This is a genomic window from Acinetobacter halobius, from assembly GCF_044130335.1.
Taxonomy (GTDB): domain Bacteria; phylum Pseudomonadota; class Gammaproteobacteria; order Pseudomonadales; family Moraxellaceae; genus Acinetobacter.
Genome location: NZ_JBIQOD010000007.1, coordinates 137,180 through 156,392 on the forward strand (window position 1 = coordinate 137,180; position 19,213 = coordinate 156,392).

The 19,213-nt window shown below is 41.5% G+C and carries 18 protein-coding genes; 11 read left to right on the forward strand and 7 right to left on the reverse strand.

What is annotated here, in order from left to right:
- Window positions 1-164: 164 nt before the first annotated feature.
- The 4 genes from ACE01U_RS08470 to ACE01U_RS08485 form a co-directional block, all read right to left on the reverse strand.
- Window positions 165-1,145 carry an isopenicillin N synthase family dioxygenase gene (locus tag ACE01U_RS08470; protein WP_086210925.1) on the reverse strand — a complete coding sequence of 327 codons (981 nt, stop codon included), beginning with the start codon at window positions 1,143-1,145 and terminating at the stop codon, window positions 165-167.
- A gap of 76 nt (window positions 1,146-1,221) precedes the next feature.
- Complete coding sequence (locus tag ACE01U_RS08475; protein WP_228157007.1) at window positions 1,222-2,271, reverse strand: BMP family ABC transporter substrate-binding protein; 1,050 nt, start codon at window positions 2,269-2,271, stop codon at window positions 1,222-1,224.
- Between the two features lie 138 nt (window positions 2,272-2,409).
- Window positions 2,410-2,895 carry a nucleoside deaminase gene (locus tag ACE01U_RS08480; RefSeq protein ID WP_151706862.1) on the reverse strand — a complete coding sequence of 162 codons (486 nt, stop codon included), beginning with the start codon at window positions 2,893-2,895 and terminating at the stop codon, window positions 2,410-2,412.
- Between the two features lie 24 nt (window positions 2,896-2,919).
- The gene (locus ACE01U_RS08485; protein ID WP_395579194.1) at window positions 2,920-3,975 is read right to left on the reverse strand and encodes a Rieske 2Fe-2S domain-containing protein; all 1,056 of its coding nucleotides are present in this window, start codon (window positions 3,973-3,975) and stop codon (window positions 2,920-2,922) included.
- A gap of 306 nt (window positions 3,976-4,281) precedes the next feature.
- Here ACE01U_RS08485 and ACE01U_RS08490 point away from each other — a divergent pair, with 306 nt between their 5' ends.
- Window positions 4,282-5,205: a LysR family transcriptional regulator gene (locus tag ACE01U_RS08490; protein ID WP_086210942.1), complete on the forward strand. Its 924-nt coding sequence runs from the start codon at window positions 4,282-4,284 to the stop codon at window positions 5,203-5,205.
- Window positions 5,206-5,281: 76 nt separating this feature from the next.
- The gene (locus tag ACE01U_RS08495) at window positions 5,282-6,634 is read left to right on the forward strand and encodes an 8-oxoguanine deaminase (protein WP_086210929.1); all 1,353 of its coding nucleotides are present in this window, start codon (window positions 5,282-5,284) and stop codon (window positions 6,632-6,634) included.
- A gap of 79 nt (window positions 6,635-6,713) precedes the next feature.
- Here ACE01U_RS08495 and ACE01U_RS08500 read toward each other — a convergent pair whose 3' ends face one another.
- From ACE01U_RS08500 to ACE01U_RS08510, 3 genes are all read right to left on the reverse strand, one after another.
- Window positions 6,714-7,991, reverse strand: a complete 1,278-nt coding sequence (locus ACE01U_RS08500; protein ID WP_395579195.1) for a DcaP family trimeric outer membrane transporter — start codon at window positions 7,989-7,991, stop codon at window positions 6,714-6,716.
- Window positions 7,992-8,229: 238 nt separating this feature from the next.
- Complete coding sequence (locus tag ACE01U_RS08505) at window positions 8,230-9,597, reverse strand: MFS transporter (RefSeq protein WP_395579196.1); 1,368 nt, start codon at window positions 9,595-9,597, stop codon at window positions 8,230-8,232.
- A gap of 281 nt (window positions 9,598-9,878) precedes the next feature.
- Window positions 9,879-10,793 (reverse strand): LysR family transcriptional regulator, encoded by a 915-nt coding sequence (locus tag ACE01U_RS08510; protein ID WP_086210932.1) that lies wholly within the window; start codon window positions 10,791-10,793, stop codon window positions 9,879-9,881.
- A 115-nt stretch (window positions 10,794-10,908) separates the two neighbouring features.
- On the opposite strand from ACE01U_RS08510, the gene ACE01U_RS08515 reads away from it, so the two are divergent.
- The 9 genes from ACE01U_RS08515 to ACE01U_RS08555 all read left to right on the forward strand — a co-directional run.
- Window positions 10,909-12,018: a muconate/chloromuconate family cycloisomerase gene (locus tag ACE01U_RS08515; protein WP_395579197.1), complete on the forward strand. Its 1,110-nt coding sequence runs from the start codon at window positions 10,909-10,911 to the stop codon at window positions 12,016-12,018.
- 29 nt (window positions 12,019-12,047) lie between these two features.
- Window positions 12,048-12,338, forward strand: a complete 291-nt coding sequence (catC, locus tag ACE01U_RS08520; protein WP_005399484.1) for a muconolactone Delta-isomerase — start codon at window positions 12,048-12,050, stop codon at window positions 12,336-12,338.
- A gap of 143 nt (window positions 12,339-12,481) precedes the next feature.
- The gene (gene catA, locus ACE01U_RS08525) at window positions 12,482-13,402 is read left to right on the forward strand and encodes a catechol 1,2-dioxygenase (RefSeq protein ID WP_119063935.1); all 921 of its coding nucleotides are present in this window, start codon (window positions 12,482-12,484) and stop codon (window positions 13,400-13,402) included.
- Window positions 13,403-13,480: 78 nt separating this feature from the next.
- The gene (gene benA / locus ACE01U_RS08530) at window positions 13,481-14,878 is read left to right on the forward strand and encodes a benzoate 1,2-dioxygenase large subunit (RefSeq protein WP_110975457.1); all 1,398 of its coding nucleotides are present in this window, start codon (window positions 13,481-13,483) and stop codon (window positions 14,876-14,878) included.
- Complete coding sequence (gene benB / locus ACE01U_RS08535) at window positions 14,875-15,384, forward strand: benzoate 1,2-dioxygenase small subunit (protein ID WP_119063934.1); 510 nt, start codon at window positions 14,875-14,877, stop codon at window positions 15,382-15,384. Before benA ends, benB begins: the two co-directional genes overlap by 4 nt.
- Window positions 15,385-15,472: 88 nt before the next feature.
- Window positions 15,473-16,489, forward strand: a complete 1,017-nt coding sequence (gene benC / locus ACE01U_RS08540) for a benzoate 1,2-dioxygenase electron transfer component BenC (protein WP_395579198.1) — start codon at window positions 15,473-15,475, stop codon at window positions 16,487-16,489.
- Between the two features lie 319 nt (window positions 16,490-16,808).
- The gene (gene benD / locus ACE01U_RS08545) at window positions 16,809-17,594 is read left to right on the forward strand and encodes a benzoate diol dehydrogenase BenD (RefSeq protein ID WP_395579199.1); all 786 of its coding nucleotides are present in this window, start codon (window positions 16,809-16,811) and stop codon (window positions 17,592-17,594) included.
- Between the two features lie 53 nt (window positions 17,595-17,647).
- Complete coding sequence (gene benE, locus ACE01U_RS08550; RefSeq protein WP_395579200.1) at window positions 17,648-18,874, forward strand: benzoate/H(+) symporter BenE; 1,227 nt, start codon at window positions 17,648-17,650, stop codon at window positions 18,872-18,874.
- 27 nt (window positions 18,875-18,901) lie between these two features.
- Window positions 18,902-19,213, forward strand: a 312-nt coding sequence (locus tag ACE01U_RS08555; RefSeq protein ID WP_395579201.1) for a 3-oxoacid CoA-transferase subunit A, incomplete at its 3' end; no start/stop codon positions are given.

The window sequence follows — 19,213 nt, forward strand, 5'->3', positions numbered from 1 at the left end:
TTTAGAAAAATAGAACTGCACCACTATAAATATATTTATTATTTTAATAATTTTTCAATAAAATAAAAAACCACCATTATTTATGGTGGTTTTTTTATTTTAAATACACATCAGTTATTATTTATATAAAATAAATTTTATAATAAAAAGTGAACATAAGGATTTTATTCATAAACAGGAATTTCTTGTGGTTTTACATCAAACGAACGTTGATACATCTCCTCCATATGTTCTCCTGCCGTACATGATGTGTAACTGGAGCGCTCTCCCTGCTGAATTGTTCCAGGAAGTGCATCAATTTGTGTGAAATAACTCGGACCATAGAAAAATGGAATGGAATAACGTGACTTTCCATTTGAATATAAGTTTCGAACTCGATGTGGATTGGACTTATATAAGCCATTGGTCCATCTTGGAATTAAATCACCCAAATTCACCACAAAGGTATCAGCAATCGGTGGTGCAGAAACCCAAACGCCATCAGGCATACAGACCTCTAGGCCGCCCAAATCATCTTGCGCTAAAATGGTGATTGAACCCCAATCTGTGTGCGCACCTGCACCAAAAGTATCAGCAGCGGCATCTTTCGGATGAGCGGGATAGCGTAGCATTCTTAGTGTTACCATTGGATCTATACAGCATTCATCAAAATAATGCTCTGGCAAATTTAATGATAAAGCCAAAAGCTGCATAATTCTCTCAGAGAGCCCCATCATGGCATCAATATATGCTTGGCAGAACGCCTCAGTTTCAGGCACTTCCGTATGCGGCCATTGATTTAAGCCATAATTTTGATATTTTGCGACCACAAAAGGATGATCTGGAGCATAGTTCTTACCACAATAAAATCCTTCTTTAATGTCGGCCTTAGCAGTAAAGTCGAGCTTTTGCGCTGCAATTTCCTCAAAACCTCTATGACTTGGACTATTATTTTGGTCATACTTTTTTTTGACACTTTGAGGTAAATCAAAAAGCTCCTTTGCAAGTTCAAACTGCCGTTGCACCAAAGCCAAATCTATCGAGTGATTTTTCACATAGAAAAAGCCTGAGCTCATTGCAGCAGTTCGGATTGATCGCACAATGTCATCTAACTGATTGGCATTTGGGTGGAAAGCATAGTGAAGATCTATAACAGGAATACTCATATTTAACCCTCATGTGTAAAGCCCAGAGTGTGCCATACAGCTCTAGGCGGTTATTTTTCGATTTAGTCATGACTATTTATTTAGGTAGTGAGCCGTCTACACCCCTGACGTAATAGTTCATCTTGCTGAGTTCTACATCTGTCAGCGTTTTGCCTTTGGCTATAATTAAACTGCCATCCTGTTTATACAACGGTCCTGAAAATGGGTGAATTGCCCCTGTTTTGAGTGAGTCTCGAACTGCTAGCGCTTTATTTTTTTCAGCGGTAGAAACTGCTACTCCAAAATTTTCAATATTCACTGCATTTTGTTTCACACCATACTTATAAGCAGTTGATTTCCAAGTTTTATTCTGAACTTGTTTCATCACTGGCTCATAAATTTTTTCCCAGTGTAATACAGCTGCTGCCAAATGAGCTTTTGGTCCAAATTTGCTCATGTCTGAGTTCCAACCAAATGCATACACCCCTTTTTGCTGTGCAGCTTGCACCACAGCAGGAGAGTCTGTGTTTTGCATGAGCACATCTGCTTTTTGTGCAATGAGTGCCATTGCAGCATCACGCTCTTTTCCTGGATTAAACCATGTATTTGCCCAAATCACTTTGGTGCTCACCTTTGGATTTACACTTTGTGCACCCAGTGTGTATGCATTGATGTTTCTAACAACTTCTGGAATAGGAAATGACGCAACAACTCCAATGATATTAGTCTTGGTTTTCTGTCCCGCTAGCACGCCCAACAAATAGGCCCCTTCATAAGTTCTAAGCTCATACACCCCTAAGTTCTTAGCTTGCTTATAGCCAGTTGCATGCATAAATACAGTATTAGGAAATTGCCTCGCAACTTTCTCCATAGCATTCATATAACCAAAAGACGTTCCGAATATGACTTTATTTCCTTGTTGTGCAAGATTACGAATCACCCGTTCTGCATCGGCTGTTTCGGGTACATTTTCGATATAAGACGTCTTAAATTTACCTGCCAATATTTTTTCTGCTTTGATCCGCCCTTGGTCATGTGAATATGACCAGCCATGATCACTGGTCGGTCCTAAATAAACAAAAGCGGCTTTATCCTGTGCATACACGGTATGACTCATCCATGTTCCAGCACTGACACAAAACAACATAACACTTTTTAATAATCTTCGTTTTAAATGCATTTTTGTTCCACCATAGATTATTTAACTAAGTAAAAATTATTATCAACTCTAAATGATTGCATTATAAAAAATCGACAATCAACCAAATTTAAATAAATAATAATATTATCTATTGGCCCAAAAACTCATTTGCAGATCTACTGTTTCTTTTTCAAGTTCAAGAATTGGACCAATTAAATCAATATTTTTTTGCCCATGAGAAAATATATATTGTGAAGAAACATTCATGGTTGGGTTCTCATTATGATTACCTGTACACACTAAAAGTTTTTCCTCTGTCATGGCATAAACCACGCGTCCAATATTTGCCCAGTAAATCGTACCTGAGCACATGCAACATGGCTCTACAGCTGTATATAGTGTGCAGTTCCATAAATATTCTGGTGAATAATTGGTTGCAGCCACACGTGCTAAGGTCGACTCTGCATGATTTACAGTGTCAATATTGCACTGAGTTAACAGGACAGTCTCATGGTCAGGTGCAACCAATACTGCACCAAATGGGTGGTGCCCTAAACTGATTGCACGCCTTCCAACATCATTTGAAAGCTTTAAAAATCGAATAATCTGTTCATGGCTCGGCTGATTCACAATGATCTACTCCATTTCTAAAAACTAAACGATATAACGCTTACTTAAACCCCACTCCGCCAGAATACGACGATATGTGGTCGAAGAACGGTCTGCTTCAAAGTGCGCCTCCATACCAATATCAAGTGGTAGCTCTTCTGGTTTTTGGCTTTCAACCATGTCTTGATCTTCAGCAAAAATTTGTGCATTAAAGGCGTAAACAGCTTCTAAGTCTCCAGTGGTATCAAAGTTACGGGTCAGTGGTACAAATAAACGGGTTTTATTGTGCGAGACTGGGCAACAGGCGTTTAAAATTTTCAGCACCCCGTTTTCTGGGAAATATATAGTCAGGATCGCTGAAAATGGTGGATAAACATCAAAGACCCGCTTCCATAAAAATCCTTCAGGTGCTAAATGCTGCATGCCATGTGGGTAATTGCTGACATCACTGACATATTCCGTATGTAAACCATAGTCTGTTCTTACTGTTGAATACTTTTGCACCACAGGATTATCGGCATCAGCAAAGGAAGCACTATGTACCCAAGCAAAATGAGCGACATCAATAAAACCTTCAAGTTGACGTCCACTTGAACCACCGATATCTACATATGGCGGTAAAATTGCTTGATGTTCACCATGATCCCATGTATCTAAATTTGGGAAATTCGCATCTGTTTCATTGCGACCAAATAAACTGGTCCAGATCAGACCATACCTTAGAACCACAGGAAATTTAGTTAGAGAAAAACGGTCTGAAATTTGGGTTAATTCAGGTTGCGCAGGAATTTTGACGCACTTGCCATCAGTATTGTAGTGTAAGCCATGATATGGACAGACCAAGTCTTCGCCTTTAATCCAGCCTTTAGTCAAAGGTACACCTCGATGTGGACAGATATCTCGAACTAAATGAATACTGCCACTTTCCGTTTTATACAACGCCATCTTGACGTCTAAAAGAATGACTTGTTGCGGTTTATCTGTAACATCCTGAATGCGCGCTACTGGATACCAATGCTGCGCTAAAATATTCCAATCCGTTGGATCAAAGTCGCTGCCATGCGGTTGACTAAAGAGATTAAGCACTGGAATTGCATTCATATTTAACTCACAAAAGGTTCTTTATTTCATCAATTTATCTATCAACAAGCTATTTTTTCCTCGTTGATAAAACCGTTGTATTTGATTAAAAAATAAAGATTTTTATAACATTCTGTCTATTAGAATGTTTCGTACATTTCATTCTAAAAATAAGAACACCTTTTGTTTGAACATAGCGCATAACTCTGAGATTTTGCAGTTTTTGGCATGGAAATCGCTTAATTCTTATCATTGTTCCGGTCTAGGAAAATGCTCAATCATTTACTACCTTGCTTTTAAACATACTTGGGGTATATCCATTTGACGATTAGCACTCCATTTTCACGTTTTTCAGACTATTTCATTGCTGTTGCCAGAACAGGAAGTCTAAGAAAAGCCGCAGATCAACTTTATATTTCAGTGTCTGCAGTCCATCGCCAAATTGCTCTTGCTGAAGAAGAGCTGGGAGTACCATTATTTGAACGCTTGCCCAATGGCCTAAAGCTCACACTTGCAGGTGAAATGTTATATGCTGACCTTTTAAAGTGGCAAAAAGAATTCCAAATGACACGAGTCAGGTTTGATGAAATTCAGGGCTTGTCACGAGGGAATATTGAGTTAGGATTAATTTCAGCATTAAGTGATGGTTTTGTGCTTGACTCTATTGAGTATATTTACCAGCAATATCCTTGGATCAATTTTAATATTCAAATCCAAGACAGTGATCAAGTTGCAAAAATGATTGCCAATGCTGAAATTGATTTTGGTATTTTGCTGAATCCCAAAGAACATCATCATCTAGATGTTTTGGCATTTATCGAAATCCCACTCGGATTTGTCATGTCCAAACAACATCCATTAGCTAAAGCCCCAAAAATCAATTTTTCAGATACAGTTAGCTTTAAGCATTTAATTCCGTGCGCACCACTCATTATTCATGACTATGCCAACGCATTGTATAAGCACCATAAATTTACGCCATCGCAGAAAACAGAGTGCAATGATATCCATATGTTGACATCACTATTAAAACGTAATTTGGGCATTGGCTTACTGTCGTATATTGATGCATATCCCCTCATCCAAAATGAAAAGCTAATTTTTAGCCCAATCCATGAAAAGGGTCTATATCCTCTCACTATTGCACTTTGTGTTGCGCCTAAAAGACAAATTTCACGCATTTCTCAGGTCATGATTAAGCATTTAGTTGAGCAAATGGAGAAAGTCAAAAACAGTATGACGCTGCTCTAATTTTTTGTGTTGATAAATTATAAGCTTGGTATAAAAGTTGCTGTAGTTCTATCAAATAAAATATTTAGGTTGATCTATGGCTTCAATATGGATTAAAAACCCAATGGCTATTTATACTGCAAATGCATTTGATGCGCGCGGGGGACTACTGATTTCAGATGGGAAAATCACTGAGCTGATTGCTCTAGGAGCCAGCCCTACTCAACCCTTTGAAGAAATATTTGATGCCAAAAATCTTGTCATTACGCCAGGGCTTATTAATAGCCATCATCATTTTTATCAAACTCTAACTCGGGCTTGGGCTCCTGTTGTAAATGCGCCACTTTTTCCTTGGCTGAAAACCCTTTATCCAGTTTGGGCCAAGCTTAATCCAGAGCAACTGCATTTAGCGACACAAGTAGCTTTGGCAGAACTCGTGCTTTCAGGTTGTACCTTCGCAGCCGACCACCATTATTTATTTCCAGAACAATTAACTGACGCGATTGATATTCAAGTACAAGCTGCACAACAAATTGGTTTACGAGTTATGCTCACTCGCGGTTCAATGAGCTTAGGTTCAGATGCAGGTGGTTTACCACCACAACATACTGTTCAAGAAATAGATACTATTTTAAAAGACTCTGAGCGTCTGGTTCAGCGCTATCATCAGCGTAGTGAAGACGCCATGGTGAATATTGCTCTTGCGCCTTGCTCTCCTTTTTCTGTGACACAAGATATTATGCGCGAAAGCGCTAAACTGGCGGATTTTTACGACGTTCGTCTACATACCCATTTAGCAGAAACCCTTGACGAAGAAAACTTTTGCATGCATATGTTTGGTATGCGAACCGTTGATTATTTAGAAAGCGTAGGCTGGCTCAATAGCAGAACATGGCTGGCTCACGGTATCCATTTTAATGCCGAGGAAATTACACGCTTAGGACAAGCCCATGTCGGAATTTGTCATTGTCCGCATTCTAATATGCGTCTAGCTTCAGGTATTTGCCCAACCTTTGATCTCATACAAGCAGGTGTTCCTATTGGACTTGGTGTGGATGGTTCTGCTTCTGGCGATGCTTCTAATTTGATACTTGAGACGCGTCAAGCTATGTATTTACAGCGTTTAAAATACGGTGCCGAAACCATCACGCCTGAGCTAGCTCTTGGCTGGGCAACAAAAGGGTCAGCACAACTGTTGGGGCGTGAACAGCATTTAGGGCAAATTGCTGTTGGCTATCAGGCAGATCTTGCTTTTTATAGTCTAGATGAACTTCGTTTTTCAGGTGCACATGATCCACTTGCTGCACTATTACTTTGTGGCGCTGATCGTGCAGAACATGTAATGATCAAAGGTCAATGGATCGTAAAAAATCAAAACCTAGTCTCGGTAGATTTAGAACGCTTACAAGCTGAACATCGTATTGCAGCTAAACAGTTATTAGCCGCTTAAAAACCGAAACATTGAATAAAAAAATAAGAACTGAAGGATTATTCCTTCAGTTCTTATGCGCGAAGTTTCACGTCAAAGACTAAAAGTTATAAATCGCAACCAAGTTCACACGGTTGTCTTCACCTTTCTTACTGCCATTTGCCGCAGGTGCAAACGCCTCACGCTCACCGTAGACATACTCAATCCCAAGACTAACAGGCTGAACAGGGCTATAGAATAAATTCCCCCATGCCTGCCATAAGTTTTTATTGATTTTGGTATCATCAGCGACAGCATCAAGATAGTCCTGATTTTTATCAAAAGTCATATAACCATAAGCTAACGTGCCGCGTAACTTGTCATTAAATTTCTGCGTTAAACCGACAGTAATTGAGTCAAACTCACTTTGTTCAATACTTGTACCCGTTGAAACAACACCCGAGTTGGTAAAGGATACAAAGCTGCTATCGCCTTTGACATGATAATAATCGGCTTTTACCGAAGTGACCGGAGAGATGTCAAATTTGGCACCAACACCTACGCCATACGCCCACTTTTCTTCATTTTGAATGCGTTTTTCATGCGCCATTGCACGTCCACTGACTGATAATGCATCGTTAAACTTATGGTTCACTCGTCCGGTAAATGCAGGCATACGTTGGCTAATGCTACTATCTTTCGGATCTTCCACGGCTGCAACTAAGTTGGTATTTGGCGTGAATTTATGAGTATAACGCACTTGAGGGGTACGTTTAATTGAAGCACCCACATAAGCCAAAGCATCAATCGTTTCAGGGATATAGTCTGGGGTTGCAAAGTTTGACCAGGTTTGACCAATTAACCAGTTCCCATAATTTAAATACGCATGACGAATACGTAAATTATCAAGGTTTGTACCGCCTAAAAAGTCAACCTCAATTTTAGCATTTAAGTTCTGATCGGCCATGGGTGCCTTAAAATCCAAACCTAATCGTGTTGCTGAAAGTGTTGATCTTAAACGATCGCTATTTTCAGCATTCCCGTCTAAAGGCACACTATTGATCTGATTATACGGCATATCACGAGCACCACCTTCAGCCTGATACGATGCGTCCATACGAACATTACCGTATAAATTGAACTCTGCCCCACCTTTGGTTAAACCCAAACCCGTTTTTTCAACCGTCTTAGGTGCTGTTGACACTTGTCGCTCAACAGCACTCAGTTGAACAGCTTGCTGCTGTTGTTGCTGAGTGTACTGTTGAAGCATTTGTCTTAACGCATTTACTTCATTTCTCAGTTGTTCAACTTCTGTCGTAGTATTGCTTTGCGCATGTAATGCAGCGCTACTGAACATAGATAAAGTGACAACTAAAGCATTCTTCTTAAATTGTTTCATTTAACACGGGTCCTGTGTATATAAGTCTGTCCTGACTTTTACTCTTAATATTTTGGATCTCTTTTTCACTGCTGTTATTCAACGCAATGCAATTTTTTTAATACTTTAAAATTAATCTTTTATCGCATTAAAACTGCGTTAAAAACAACTTATAAAAAAGCATATTGATTCTAACAGTTCGTTCAGTTTTTAACATGAGCCTACTACTAATGCACTAGACTCATGGGTTCAATATTATTTAATTGGCCGTGGATTTAACTGCATCAAACACTTGTTTTGATTTAGCTTTTTCACCATCAACAGATACTTTTAAATTCACCATAAACACTGCTAAAGCCGCAATCACACCAGGTATCGCAATCACGAGAAAATTCATTTGATGTGGCAACTCAAAAGTTAACAGCGCACCTGTGAGTACAGGTCCAACAATTGCGCCAATGCGTCCTATGCCTGAAGCCCAGCCCATACCTGTAGAGCGCACTGCTGTTGGGTAGAATTGTGCAACAAAGGTATACAGTAGAATTTGTGAACCAATAGTCGCTGCGCCTGCAATTGCAATTAAACCGTACAGCACTATTTGTGGACTGTTGAAACCGAGTAGAATCAGTGCAATAGCACCCACGGTGAACATCGTTGTTAAAACTGGTTTTAAGTGGAAACGGTCTGCCAAAGCACCACCGCCAATTGCGCCAACCATACCGCCAATATTTAAAGCAAATAAGAAAATCATACTTGCACCAAGCGAATAGCCTGCTTGAATCATGAGTTTTGGTAACCAGCTTCCAAGCGCATAGACCATGAGCAGGCACATAAAGAATGCCACCCAAAACATCATGGTGCTAAAGGTACGACCTTGTTGGAACAATGCTTTTAATGGTGCATCATCACCTGCAACCGCATCATTCAATTTAAAAGTGGTCTCTAGCTGAATGTTTTGTTCTGGCGCAATCTTTTGCACGATTTGACGGACTTTTTCAGTTTCGCCTTTTTTAGTCAGGAACATTAACGATTCAGGTAAAAACTTCCAAAGAATCGGTAAAGCCAAAAATGGAATGATGGCGATATAGAACATGATTTTCCAACCATAGTCCGTCACTAACCATGCACCCAATAAAGCTGATGTCATGCCACCAATGGCATAACCACTGAACATAACCGCAACAAGTGTGCTACGAATGCGCTTTGGGGCATATTCAGTCATGAGCGCGACCACGTTTGGCATCACTCCCCCAATGCCAAGCCCTGCAAGAAAACGTAAAATACCAAACTCAATAGGGTTACTTGCAAATGCGCCTAAAAAGGTGAAACCACTAAAAATAGCCACACAAATCATAATGGTCTTTTTACGGCCCAATTTGTCAGACAACGTACCAAAGCTCATTGCACCGAACATCATGCCAAACAAGGCTGTACTCGCAAGTAAACCTGCTTGTACTGCACTGAGTCCCCACTCTTGCATCAGAAGTGGCAATGCCACACCGTAGATGACTAAATCGTAACCATCAAAAATAATAATCAGTAGACACCAAATGAGCACACTCCAATGAAAGGGCGTAAATTTGGCTTCATCGACCACCGTGTTGATATTAACTGGATTTGTATTCACTTTAAGCCTCCTGCTTGCGAATGTTCTGTTGCTGTGCACATTGCAGTAAAAGTGACTTTCTTGTCCAAAACCGAATAACTCTATATTTATACCTTTAAGGTCGGTTACCAATTTTATTGTTTATAATTAAATACATATATGAATAATTGAAAATAAATCGGCTAGAAATAATCTTCTTTGGCCGACAAAATGCCATAAAAAAAGCCACCTGCTTAGATGGCTTAAATCACATATTTTTAAATATATGCATAGTTTTAACAGTTAAATTTGAAACTCAAATTTTAAATAAAAGCACGGTCATATTTGATCGCTTCGAGGTCATAAACCTGATAAATACAATCAAATAGCGAGCGAATATCCTCACTTTCATCCATAGAGCGAATCGCAAGAAAAATTGGGCTTCTTGCCGCATCATCTAAGATTGGAATGTAGTTCAAATGCGGGAGTTGAATGGTTCTTGCACTTTCTGGAACTACACAAATCCCTTCTCCAGCGGCGACCAAACCCAGTGCTAACTGTATTTCACGAACCTCTTTTAAATGTTTCGGTTCGAGCCCATATTCTGAAAATAGACTTTGTACCTGAGTCGAAAAATTTGGCTTGGGATGACTTGGATAAAGAAATAAATTTTCATCAACCAAGTCAGACAGGTAGACCCCCTGCTTGTGTGCCGTTAAAGGGTGACTAGAATGTGCCGCTAACATCAATGGTTCTTCACGCAGTAAAACCCGACGCACAGCAGGATCGGAAATGCGTAAACGTCCAAAACCAACATCAATACGCCCTTCTTTTAAGGCTTGAATTTGGTCTTTGGTACTCATTTCAATCAATTCTATTTTTAAATGCGGCTGTTGCTGGCGAAATAAATACACAATTTTAGGCAATAACCCATATAACAAAGAACCCACAAAGCCCATCGTTACCGTTTTTTCCACCAAACCCACCCGCTGAGTCATGGTTTTTACTTCTTCGGCATTAGACAAAAGTTTAACCGCATGTTGATAGAAGAATTGCCCTGCTTCTGTGGTCTTGAGTGGGCGGCTACCGCGTTCAAATAATTGCACTCCTAACTCAGCTTCCAGATTCTGTATCTGACGGCTAAGCGGGGGCTGCGCTATGAATAATTTTTCAGCAGCTTTGGTAAAGCTCTGCTCTTCTACAACAGCTACATAGTAGCGGAGGTGTCTCAATTCCATGACCTTTGATACCTTTAAGATATATTAAAATGCTAATTTGATCTTCGACAGTTCATATTTATTCTTTTAAGGTATATCACATCAGGTACACAACGCAAGGCTGCGCAGAGTTAAGATGTATAAATCTATAGAAACCTTACTCGTCGAAATCCCCACTATTCGCCCACACAAAATGGCGGTAGCGACTATGCAAACGCAAACGCTTGTATTGGTGAAAATCAGCACTGAAGATGGCTTTGTCGGCTGGGGTGAAGCAACAACGATTGGCGGACTGGGCTACGGTGAAGAAAGCCCTGAAAGTATTAAGACCAATATTGAAACTTATTTTGCACCTTTATTGAAGTCCCTTAAAGCTCCAAACATCGCACAAACCATGCGTGCTTTGAAAAAGAACATTAATGGTAACCGTTTTGCCAAATGCGCAATTCAAACCGCCCTGCTAGATATCCAAGCACAACGTTTAGATTTACCCTTGTCTGAAGTATTGGGCGGGCGTTTGCGTGACAGCTTATCTGTGCTCTGGGTGTTGGCATCTGGTGATACTGAAAAAGATATTGCTGAAGCTCAAAAAATGATTGAGACGAAACGCCACAATATTTTCAAACTTAAAATTGGCTCGCGTCGTGTAGAAGAAGATGTTGAACATGTTCTTGCAATTAAACAAGCATTGGGTTCAGACATTTCCATCCGTGTTGATGTGAACCGTGCATGGTCTGAGCTAGATGCGATTAAAGGCATTCAACTGCTACAAAATGGTGGTGTTGACCTGATTGAACAACCCTGTGCAATCGACAACATTGATGCGATGCAGCGTTTAACACGACGTTTTGATCTTGCCATTATGGCGGATGAATCGCTCATGGGGCCGAGCTCAGCCTACCGTTTAGCCAAAACCAATGCAGCCTCTGTTTTTGCAGTCAAAGTAGCTCAGTCTGGTGGACTAATCGAAGGTCATGAAGTCGCAAAGATTGCCAACTTAGCAGGAATTGACCTATACGGCGGCACCATGCTTGAAGGTGCAGTCGGCACGATTGCTTCGGCACATTTGTTTTCGACCTTTGAAAATTTAGCTTATGGCACCGAGTTATTCGGCCCACTGTTGTTAACCCAAGATATTTTAAAAACCCCACTTCAATACACTGACTTCGCCTTACATCTGCCCCAAGGCAAAGGACTCGGTATTGAGTTAGATGAAAACAAGATTGATCAGCTGCGCCGCGCTTAAGCGACGTCTTAACCGTTTAGGAGTTACACATGCTTTTTCACGTACGTATGGATGTAAACATTCCACTGGATATGCCTGCTGAAACTGCCAGTGAAATTAAAGCAGTCGAAAAAGCATATTCGCAAGAGCTACAAGCTCAGGGCAAATGGCGACATATTTGGCGCATTACAGGTCAGTACTCAAACATCAGTATTTTTGATGTAGACAGCAATGAAGAGCTACACAACATTTTGCAAGGTTTACCCCTGTACCCGTATATGAATATTGAAGTGATGCCTTTGAACCGACATCCATCGTCTATTCGCGAAGATGATCGCTAATTTAAAAAGATTTAATGCAGTTTAATCACTGGAAACTGATGAATGATCCAGTGAAAGAAATTAACAAGGAGCGTGGCAGCTAGCTTTTCAACCTATTCATAAAGCCAGCCACCACACAGCAAACATACTTAAGGAGCAATAGTATGAATCGTCAACAGATTGATGCACTAGTCAAAACAATGAATGTGGATACAGCAACAGGCCCTGTAGACGCACGTACTCAACAAATTGTAGTTCGCCTATTGGGTGACTTATTCCAAGCAATTGAAGACTTAGATTTGAGTCAAACTGAAGTTTGGAAAGGCCTAGAATACTTCACGGATGCAGGCCAAGCCAACGAACTCGGGTTACTTGCAGCGGGGCTTGGCCTTGAGCACTACCTCGACTTACGTGCAGACGAAGCCGATGCCAAAGCAGGCATTACAGGCGGAACACCACGTACTATCGAAGGTCCTTTATATGTAGCTGGCGCACCTGAATCAGTTGGTTTTGCACGTATGGATGATGGTTCTGAAGAAGGCAAAATTCCGACTTTAATTATTGAAGGGACAGTGACTGATACTGATGGTCAGATTATTGAAGGTGCAAAAGTTGAAGTTTGGCATGCCAATAGCTTAGGCAACTACTCTTTCTTCGATAAGTCACAATCAGACTTCAATCTACGTCGTTCAATCATTAGCGACCAAGATGGTAAATACGTTGCTCTCACCACGATGCCTGTCGGTTACGGTTGCCCACCAGAAGGAACAACTCAATTTGTATTGAACAAGTTAGGCCGTCACGGTAACCGCCCTTCGCACGTACATTACTTTGTATCTGCGCCAGGCTACCGCAAGTTAACCACTCAATTCAACATTGAGGGTGACCAATACCTGTGGGATGACTTTGCATTTGCAACCCGTGAAGGCTTAGTGGCTACTGCTGTCGATATTACCGATGAAGCTGAAATTGCGCGCCGTGGTTTAACTGGTCCATTCAAACACATTCAATTCAATGTTGAACTTGTGAAAGACCAAGCAGCTGCCCCATCAACTGAAGTTGAGCGTCGTCGCGCTAGCGCTTAATTACCCTTGGAACCGAAATAGCCACTGCAAAGTCGCATTTCGGGGACTTCCTCACTTTTGGAAAGTCGGAGAACGGACATGCCACGTATCCCAGTTATTAATACTAGCCATCTCGATCGTATCGACGAATTACTTGTCGACAACTTTGAAACAGGCGAATTCAAACTTCATCGTTCAGTTTTTACTGATCAAGCCCTTTTTGACCTAGAAATGAAATATATCTTCGAGGGTAACTGGGTTTACTTGGCACACGAAAGCCAAATTCCAAATAACAATGACTATTACACAACGTATATTGGCCGTCAGCCTATTCTGATTGCACGTAACCGTAATGGTGAACTCAATGCCATGATTAATGCCTGTTCACACCGTGGTGCACAGCTTTGTCGTAATAAACGTGGCAATAAAGCAACCTATACATGCCCTTTCCACGGTTGGACATTTAACAACTCTGGCAAACTTTTAAAAGTTAAAGACCCAGCAGATGCAGGTTATTCAGACTGTTTTAACCATGAAGGTTCACATGATCTGAAAAAAGTTGCACGTTTTGGCAACTATAAAGGTTTCTTGTTCGGTAGCTTAAATCCGGATGTTCCCTCTTTAGAAGAATACTTAGGCGAAACCAGCAAAATCATTGACATGATTGTGGATCAGTCTGAACAAGGTCTCGAAGTTTTACGTGGTGCATCTACCTACACTTATGAAGGCAACTGGAAACTGACTGCGGAAAATGGCGCAGATGGTTATCACGTTTCCGCGGTACACTGGAACTATGCAGCGACCACTCAACAGCGTAAAGAAAAACAAGCGGGTGACAACATCCGTGCCATGAGCGCAGGTGCTTGGGGTAAACAAGGCGGTGGTTCATACGGTTTTGACAATGGTCACATGCTGCTTTGGACACAATGGGCGAACCCAGAAGACCGTCCAAACTTCCCGAAAGCCGACGAATACTCTGAAAAATTTGGCGAAGCAATGTCGAAGTGGATGATTGAGCGTTCACGTAACTTATGTCTTTATCCAAACGTCTATTTGATGGATCAGTTCGGTTCACAAATTCGTGTACTCCGCCCGATTTCAGTCAATAAAACCGAAGTCACCATTTACTGTATCGCGCCTGTTGGTGAAGACACGGAAGCACGTACACGTCGTATTCGCCAATATGAAGACTTCTTCAATGCCTCAGGCATGGCTACACCCGATGATTTAGAAGAATTCCGTGCATGCCAAGCGGGCTACGCAGGCATTGAGCTGGAATGGAATGATATGTGCCGCGGTTCAAAACATTGGATTCATGGCCCAGATGATGCTGCCAATGAAATTGGTCTAAAACCAAAGCTTTCAGGTGTCAAAACTGAAGATGAAGGCCTCTATCTTGCTCAACACCAACACTGGTTAGACATGATGAAAATTGCCATTGCCAATGAAAAAGCACTGGCTGTTGAAACTGCAAATGAACAAGGAGAAGTTGCATGAATGCTCCTACAACACTCAATACCGTTAGCATCGAACAAGTTAGTCAGTTTTTGTATCAAGAAGCACGTTTTTTAGATGATGAGCAATGGGACGATTGGCTCGCATGCTATGCCCCTTCTGCATCGTTTTGGATGCCTGCATGGGATGACGATGATACATTGACGACGGATCCGCAGTCTGAAATTTCACTGATTTACTATCCTGACCGTCAAGGTTTAGAAGACCGTGTCTTCCGCATTAAAACTGAGCGCTCCTCTGCGACTATGCCAGACACACGTACTTGTCACAATGTGAACAACATCGAAATGATTGAGCGTGATGGCGATAAAGTTACTGTCCGTTTTAACTGGAATACGCTGAGCTTCCGCTACAAAACCAGTTATAGCTACTTTGGTATGTCACGTTATGAAATCGACTTTTCAGGTGAAAAACCACAAATTTTAAGTAAATACGTGGTACTGAAAAACGATTATATCAACCAAGTGATTGATATTTATCACCTCTAAGTTAGCCACACATCCTTAGTATGCTTTCAGCCAAATGGAGTTTTGGCTGAAAGTTCCAAGTTTCAAAGTTTTTAAAGGATATTCAGCCATGTCAAACCACAATGTTGCACTTCAATTTGAAGATGGCGTAACGCGTTTTATTACCGTGACTCAAGGTGAGTCTTTATCAGATGCCGCTTACCGCCAAAAAATTAACATTCCGCTAGACTGCCGTGATGGTGCATGTGGAACTTGCCGCGCTTTTTGCGAATCTGGTAGTTATGACATGCCTGAAGAGACGTATATTGAAGATGCATTAACACCAGAAGAAGCGGAACAAGGCTATATTTTGGCTTGCCAATGCCGTCCGACCTCAGATGCCGTATTCCAAATTCAAGCGTCATCTGAAGTGTGTAAAACCGAAATTCACCAGTATCAAGGCACATTAGTTGCTGTTGAAAACTTATCAGAGTCGACCATTACTTTTGATATTCAGCTCGATGAAGGTCAACCTGACATTCACTTCCTTGCTGGTCAATATGTCAACGTAGGCATTCCAGAGACAGCAGAAACACGTTCATATTCATTTAGCTCGAAACCGGGCAACCGTTTAACTGGTTTCGTGGTCCGTAATGTGCCGAATGGCAAAATGAGTAGCTTTTTAAGTGGTGCTGCCAAAGCGGGCGACAAAATGACGTTTACTGGTCCATTTGGTAGCTTCTATTTGCGTAATGTGGTTCGTCCTGTGGTTATGCTTGCAGGCGGTACTGGTATTGCACCCTTTATGTCTATGCTACAAACTTTAGAAGAAAAAGGCGCTGAACACCCTGTTCGTTTAGTGTTTGGTGTTACCAATGATTTCGACTTAGTGGCTTTAGAACAGCTCAATGCCCTCCAAGCTAAACTTCCATGGTTTGAATACCGTACCGTAGTTGCAAGTCCAGACTCTGCACATGAGCGTAAAGGTTATGTAACTGGGCACATTGACAATGAATGGCTCAATGGCGGGGATGTTGATGTCTACCTTTGTGGTCCTGTCCCTATGGTTGATGCTGTTCGTGGTTGGTTAGATAGCGAAGGCGTAAAGCCTGCAAACTTCCTGTTTGAAAAATTCTCTGCAAACTAATAGATCACCCAATATTTAAGTCATAGAAAAAATGATACGCGAAAACGTCATTCGCAATTGTTCGAGGCCAGACTGCTTGGTAAAAAAGCCTTTTCTGAGAGAAAGATATCAAGTAATCGGTTTCTGACGAGTTTTGCGATGAGGTGCACTGCACCGCAAGGTGGTTTCTTGCGAAGCGCTGCTTCTCATTTTCCCAAAAGGAAAGTAAGTCCAACCGAAGGTTAATCCGGTAAGTGATATTCAAATGTTAGGACGCCGGCGTGCCAAATTTATAAATTTAGAAAATCATCTTTATATCGGATGATGAGCGAGTTCAAAAATGGCGTTAAATCAAAGATTTTTAAACAAAGTCGTGATTGTGACTGGTGCCGCTCAAGGCATTGGTCGCGGTGTTGCACTCCAAGTGGCTGAAGAAGGTGCGCAAGTTGTCTTAGCTGATTTATCCGACTATGTAGATGAAACATTAGCAGAGATTGAAGCACATCAAGGCGACGCTATAACAGTCAAAGCCAATCTTGAAACCTTTGCAGGCGCACAAAGTGTTGTAGATAAAGCACTTGAAATCTATGGCCGTGTTGATGTACTCATCAATAATGTCGGTGGTGCGATTTGGATGAAACCCTTTGACGAATTTTCTGAAGAAGAAATCATCAAAGAAGTGAATCGCTCATTATTTCCAACGCTGTGGTGTTGTCGAGCAGTTTTACCTGAAATGATTAAAAATCAGAAAGGTACGATTGTAAATGTATCTTCTATTGCGACTCGCGGTATTAACCGAGTGCCCTATTCGGCTTCCAAAGGCGGAGTGAATGCCCTTACTGCATCACTGGCTTTTGAGCATGCCAAAGATGGCATCCGCGTGAATGCAGTTGCGACAGGTGGAACCGAAGCACCGCCACGCAAAGTGCCACGCAATGCAAATCCACTGTCTGAAAATGAAAAAACGTGGATGCAACAAGTGGTCGATCAAACTATTGATCGTAGTTTTATGAACCGCTATGGCACGATTCAGGAACAAGTCAATGCGATTGTATTTCTTGCTTCAGATGATTCGTCATATATGACAGGTACAGTGGTTCCTGTAGGCGGTGGCGATCAAGGCTAATTGATCGTCACAAAACTTTATATACAGGATCATGTCTGCATGGAGGCAAATGAATGGCTACCCTGTTTAAAACTTTGAAAGAAGATTGGTCTATTTCAGCCACTGTCGCAGGATTTTTGGCCGTGCTGATTTCCTATTCAGGACCACTCATTATCTTCTTTCAGGCTGCGCAACAAGCTCAAGTTTCCCCGACCATGATGATTTCATGGATTTGGGGTATTTCTATAGGGGCAGCCGTGGCAGGGATCTTTCTTTCCATTAAGTTTAAAGTCCCTGTAATTACCGCATGGTCTGCGCCGGGTACGGCTTTATTGGTCACGCTGTTCCCGAATATTAGCCTGAATGAAGCTGTAGCCGCTTATATTACCTCAGCCTTGGTGATTTTCCTGATCGGGATCAGTGGTTACTTTGATAAATTATTGAAATGGATTCCACAATCGGTTGCAGCAGGCATGATGGCAGGGATCTTATTTCAGTTTGGTTTAGGTCTGTTTAGTGCCACTAACAGTATGCCGATTATTGTGTTTAGCATGCTGTTTGTCTTTTTAGTCGCAAAACGAATTTCACCACGCTATAGCATGCTTTGGGTACTGCTTTCAGGTGTGGCCTTGAGCTTTGGGCTTGGTGAAATGAATGCAGTGAGTTTAGATTTCCAACTTGCGATTCCTCAATTCATCAGTCCCGAATGGACTTGGCACTCCACCTTAAACCTTGCCCTGCCTTTGATTTTAGTCAGCCTGACAGGACAGTTTTTACCGGGCATGGCCATCATGAAACTGAGCGGTTATGACATGCCTGCCAAGCCGATTATTACCACCACCAGTATTGCGTCTTTAGCTGTTGCATGTGTCGGCGGTATCACCATTGTTTTAGCGTCGATTACGGCTGCACTGTGCATGGGCAAAGATGCGCATGAGTTAAAAGAAAAACGCTATATCGCAGGCGTTGCTAACGGCATTTTCTATATTTTAGGTGGTTTGTTCGCAGGCAGTATCGTTCTGCTCTTCAGCTTGCTGCCAAAAGAGCTTGTTGCTGCTTTGGCTGGCTTGGCTTTATTGGGAGCGATTTCAACCAATATTGCTGTAGCCATGAAAGATGAATCTCAACGCGATTCTGCCCTCATTACCTTTTTGGCTACAGCTTCAGGTATGCATTTTTTAGGCCTAAGTTCAGTTTTTTGGGGCATCGTCATTGGTTTAACTGCGCATCTGATTTTAACCAAACGTAGTCCTGAAGTTTCAGCTTTAGCTTCACGCTCCAATTCAAGTTCTAAAAGTTAATAGGTACGCTGTACCTAGGACAATATTATGATTGATAAAAGTTCAGCTTCTTTAACAGAAGCACTTTCGCAAATAAAGGATGGCTCAACCATTATGATTGGTGGTTTTGGCACAGCAGGACAACCTGCTGAACTGATTGATGGCTTGATTCAACTCGGGATCAAAGACCTCACTATCGTCAGTAACAATGCTGGCAATGGCGACTATGGGTTAGCCAAGCTCCTCAAAGCGGGTGCTGTGAAAAAAGTCATTTGTTCGTTCCCGCGTCAGTCCGACTCTTGGGTCTTTGATGAACTCTATCGTGCAGGCAAAATCGAATTGGAACTGGTGCCTCAAGGT

Excerpts from the sequence above, each read along its gene's own strand:
- ACE01U_RS08470 (WP_086210925.1), bottom strand. The coding sequence starts at position 1,145 with ATGAGTATTCCTGTTATAGATCTTCACTATGCTTTCCACCCAAATGCC.
- catC (WP_005399484.1), top strand. The coding sequence starts at position 12,048 with ATGCTTTTTCACGTACGTATGGATGTAAACATTCCACTGGATATGCCT.
- ACE01U_RS08485 (WP_395579194.1), bottom strand. The coding sequence starts at position 3,975 with ATGAATGCAATTCCAGTGCTTAATCTCTTTAGTCAACCGCATGGCAGC.
- ACE01U_RS08500 (WP_395579195.1), bottom strand. The coding sequence starts at position 7,991 with ATGAAACAATTTAAGAAGAATGCTTTAGTTGTCACTTTATCTATGTTC.
- benB (WP_119063934.1), top strand. The coding sequence starts at position 14,875 with ATGAATGCTCCTACAACACTCAATACCGTTAGCATCGAACAAGTTAGT.
- catA (WP_119063935.1), top strand. The coding sequence starts at position 12,482 with ATGAATCGTCAACAGATTGATGCACTAGTCAAAACAATGAATGTGGAT.
- benC (WP_395579198.1), top strand. The coding sequence starts at position 15,473 with ATGTCAAACCACAATGTTGCACTTCAATTTGAAGATGGCGTAACGCGT.
- benA (WP_110975457.1), top strand. The coding sequence starts at position 13,481 with ATGCCACGTATCCCAGTTATTAATACTAGCCATCTCGATCGTATCGAC.
- ACE01U_RS08515 (WP_395579197.1), top strand. The coding sequence starts at position 10,909 with ATGTATAAATCTATAGAAACCTTACTCGTCGAAATCCCCACTATTCGC.
- ACE01U_RS08495 (WP_086210929.1), top strand. The coding sequence starts at position 5,282 with ATGGCTTCAATATGGATTAAAAACCCAATGGCTATTTATACTGCAAAT.
- ACE01U_RS08510 (WP_086210932.1), bottom strand. The coding sequence starts at position 10,793 with ATGGAATTGAGACACCTCCGCTACTATGTAGCTGTTGTAGAAGAGCAG.
- ACE01U_RS08475 (WP_228157007.1), bottom strand. The coding sequence starts at position 2,271 with ATGTTGTTTTGTGTCAGTGCTGGAACATGGATGAGTCATACCGTGTAT.
- benE (WP_395579200.1), top strand. The coding sequence starts at position 17,648 with ATGGCTACCCTGTTTAAAACTTTGAAAGAAGATTGGTCTATTTCAGCC.
- benD (WP_395579199.1), top strand. The coding sequence starts at position 16,809 with ATGGCGTTAAATCAAAGATTTTTAAACAAAGTCGTGATTGTGACTGGT.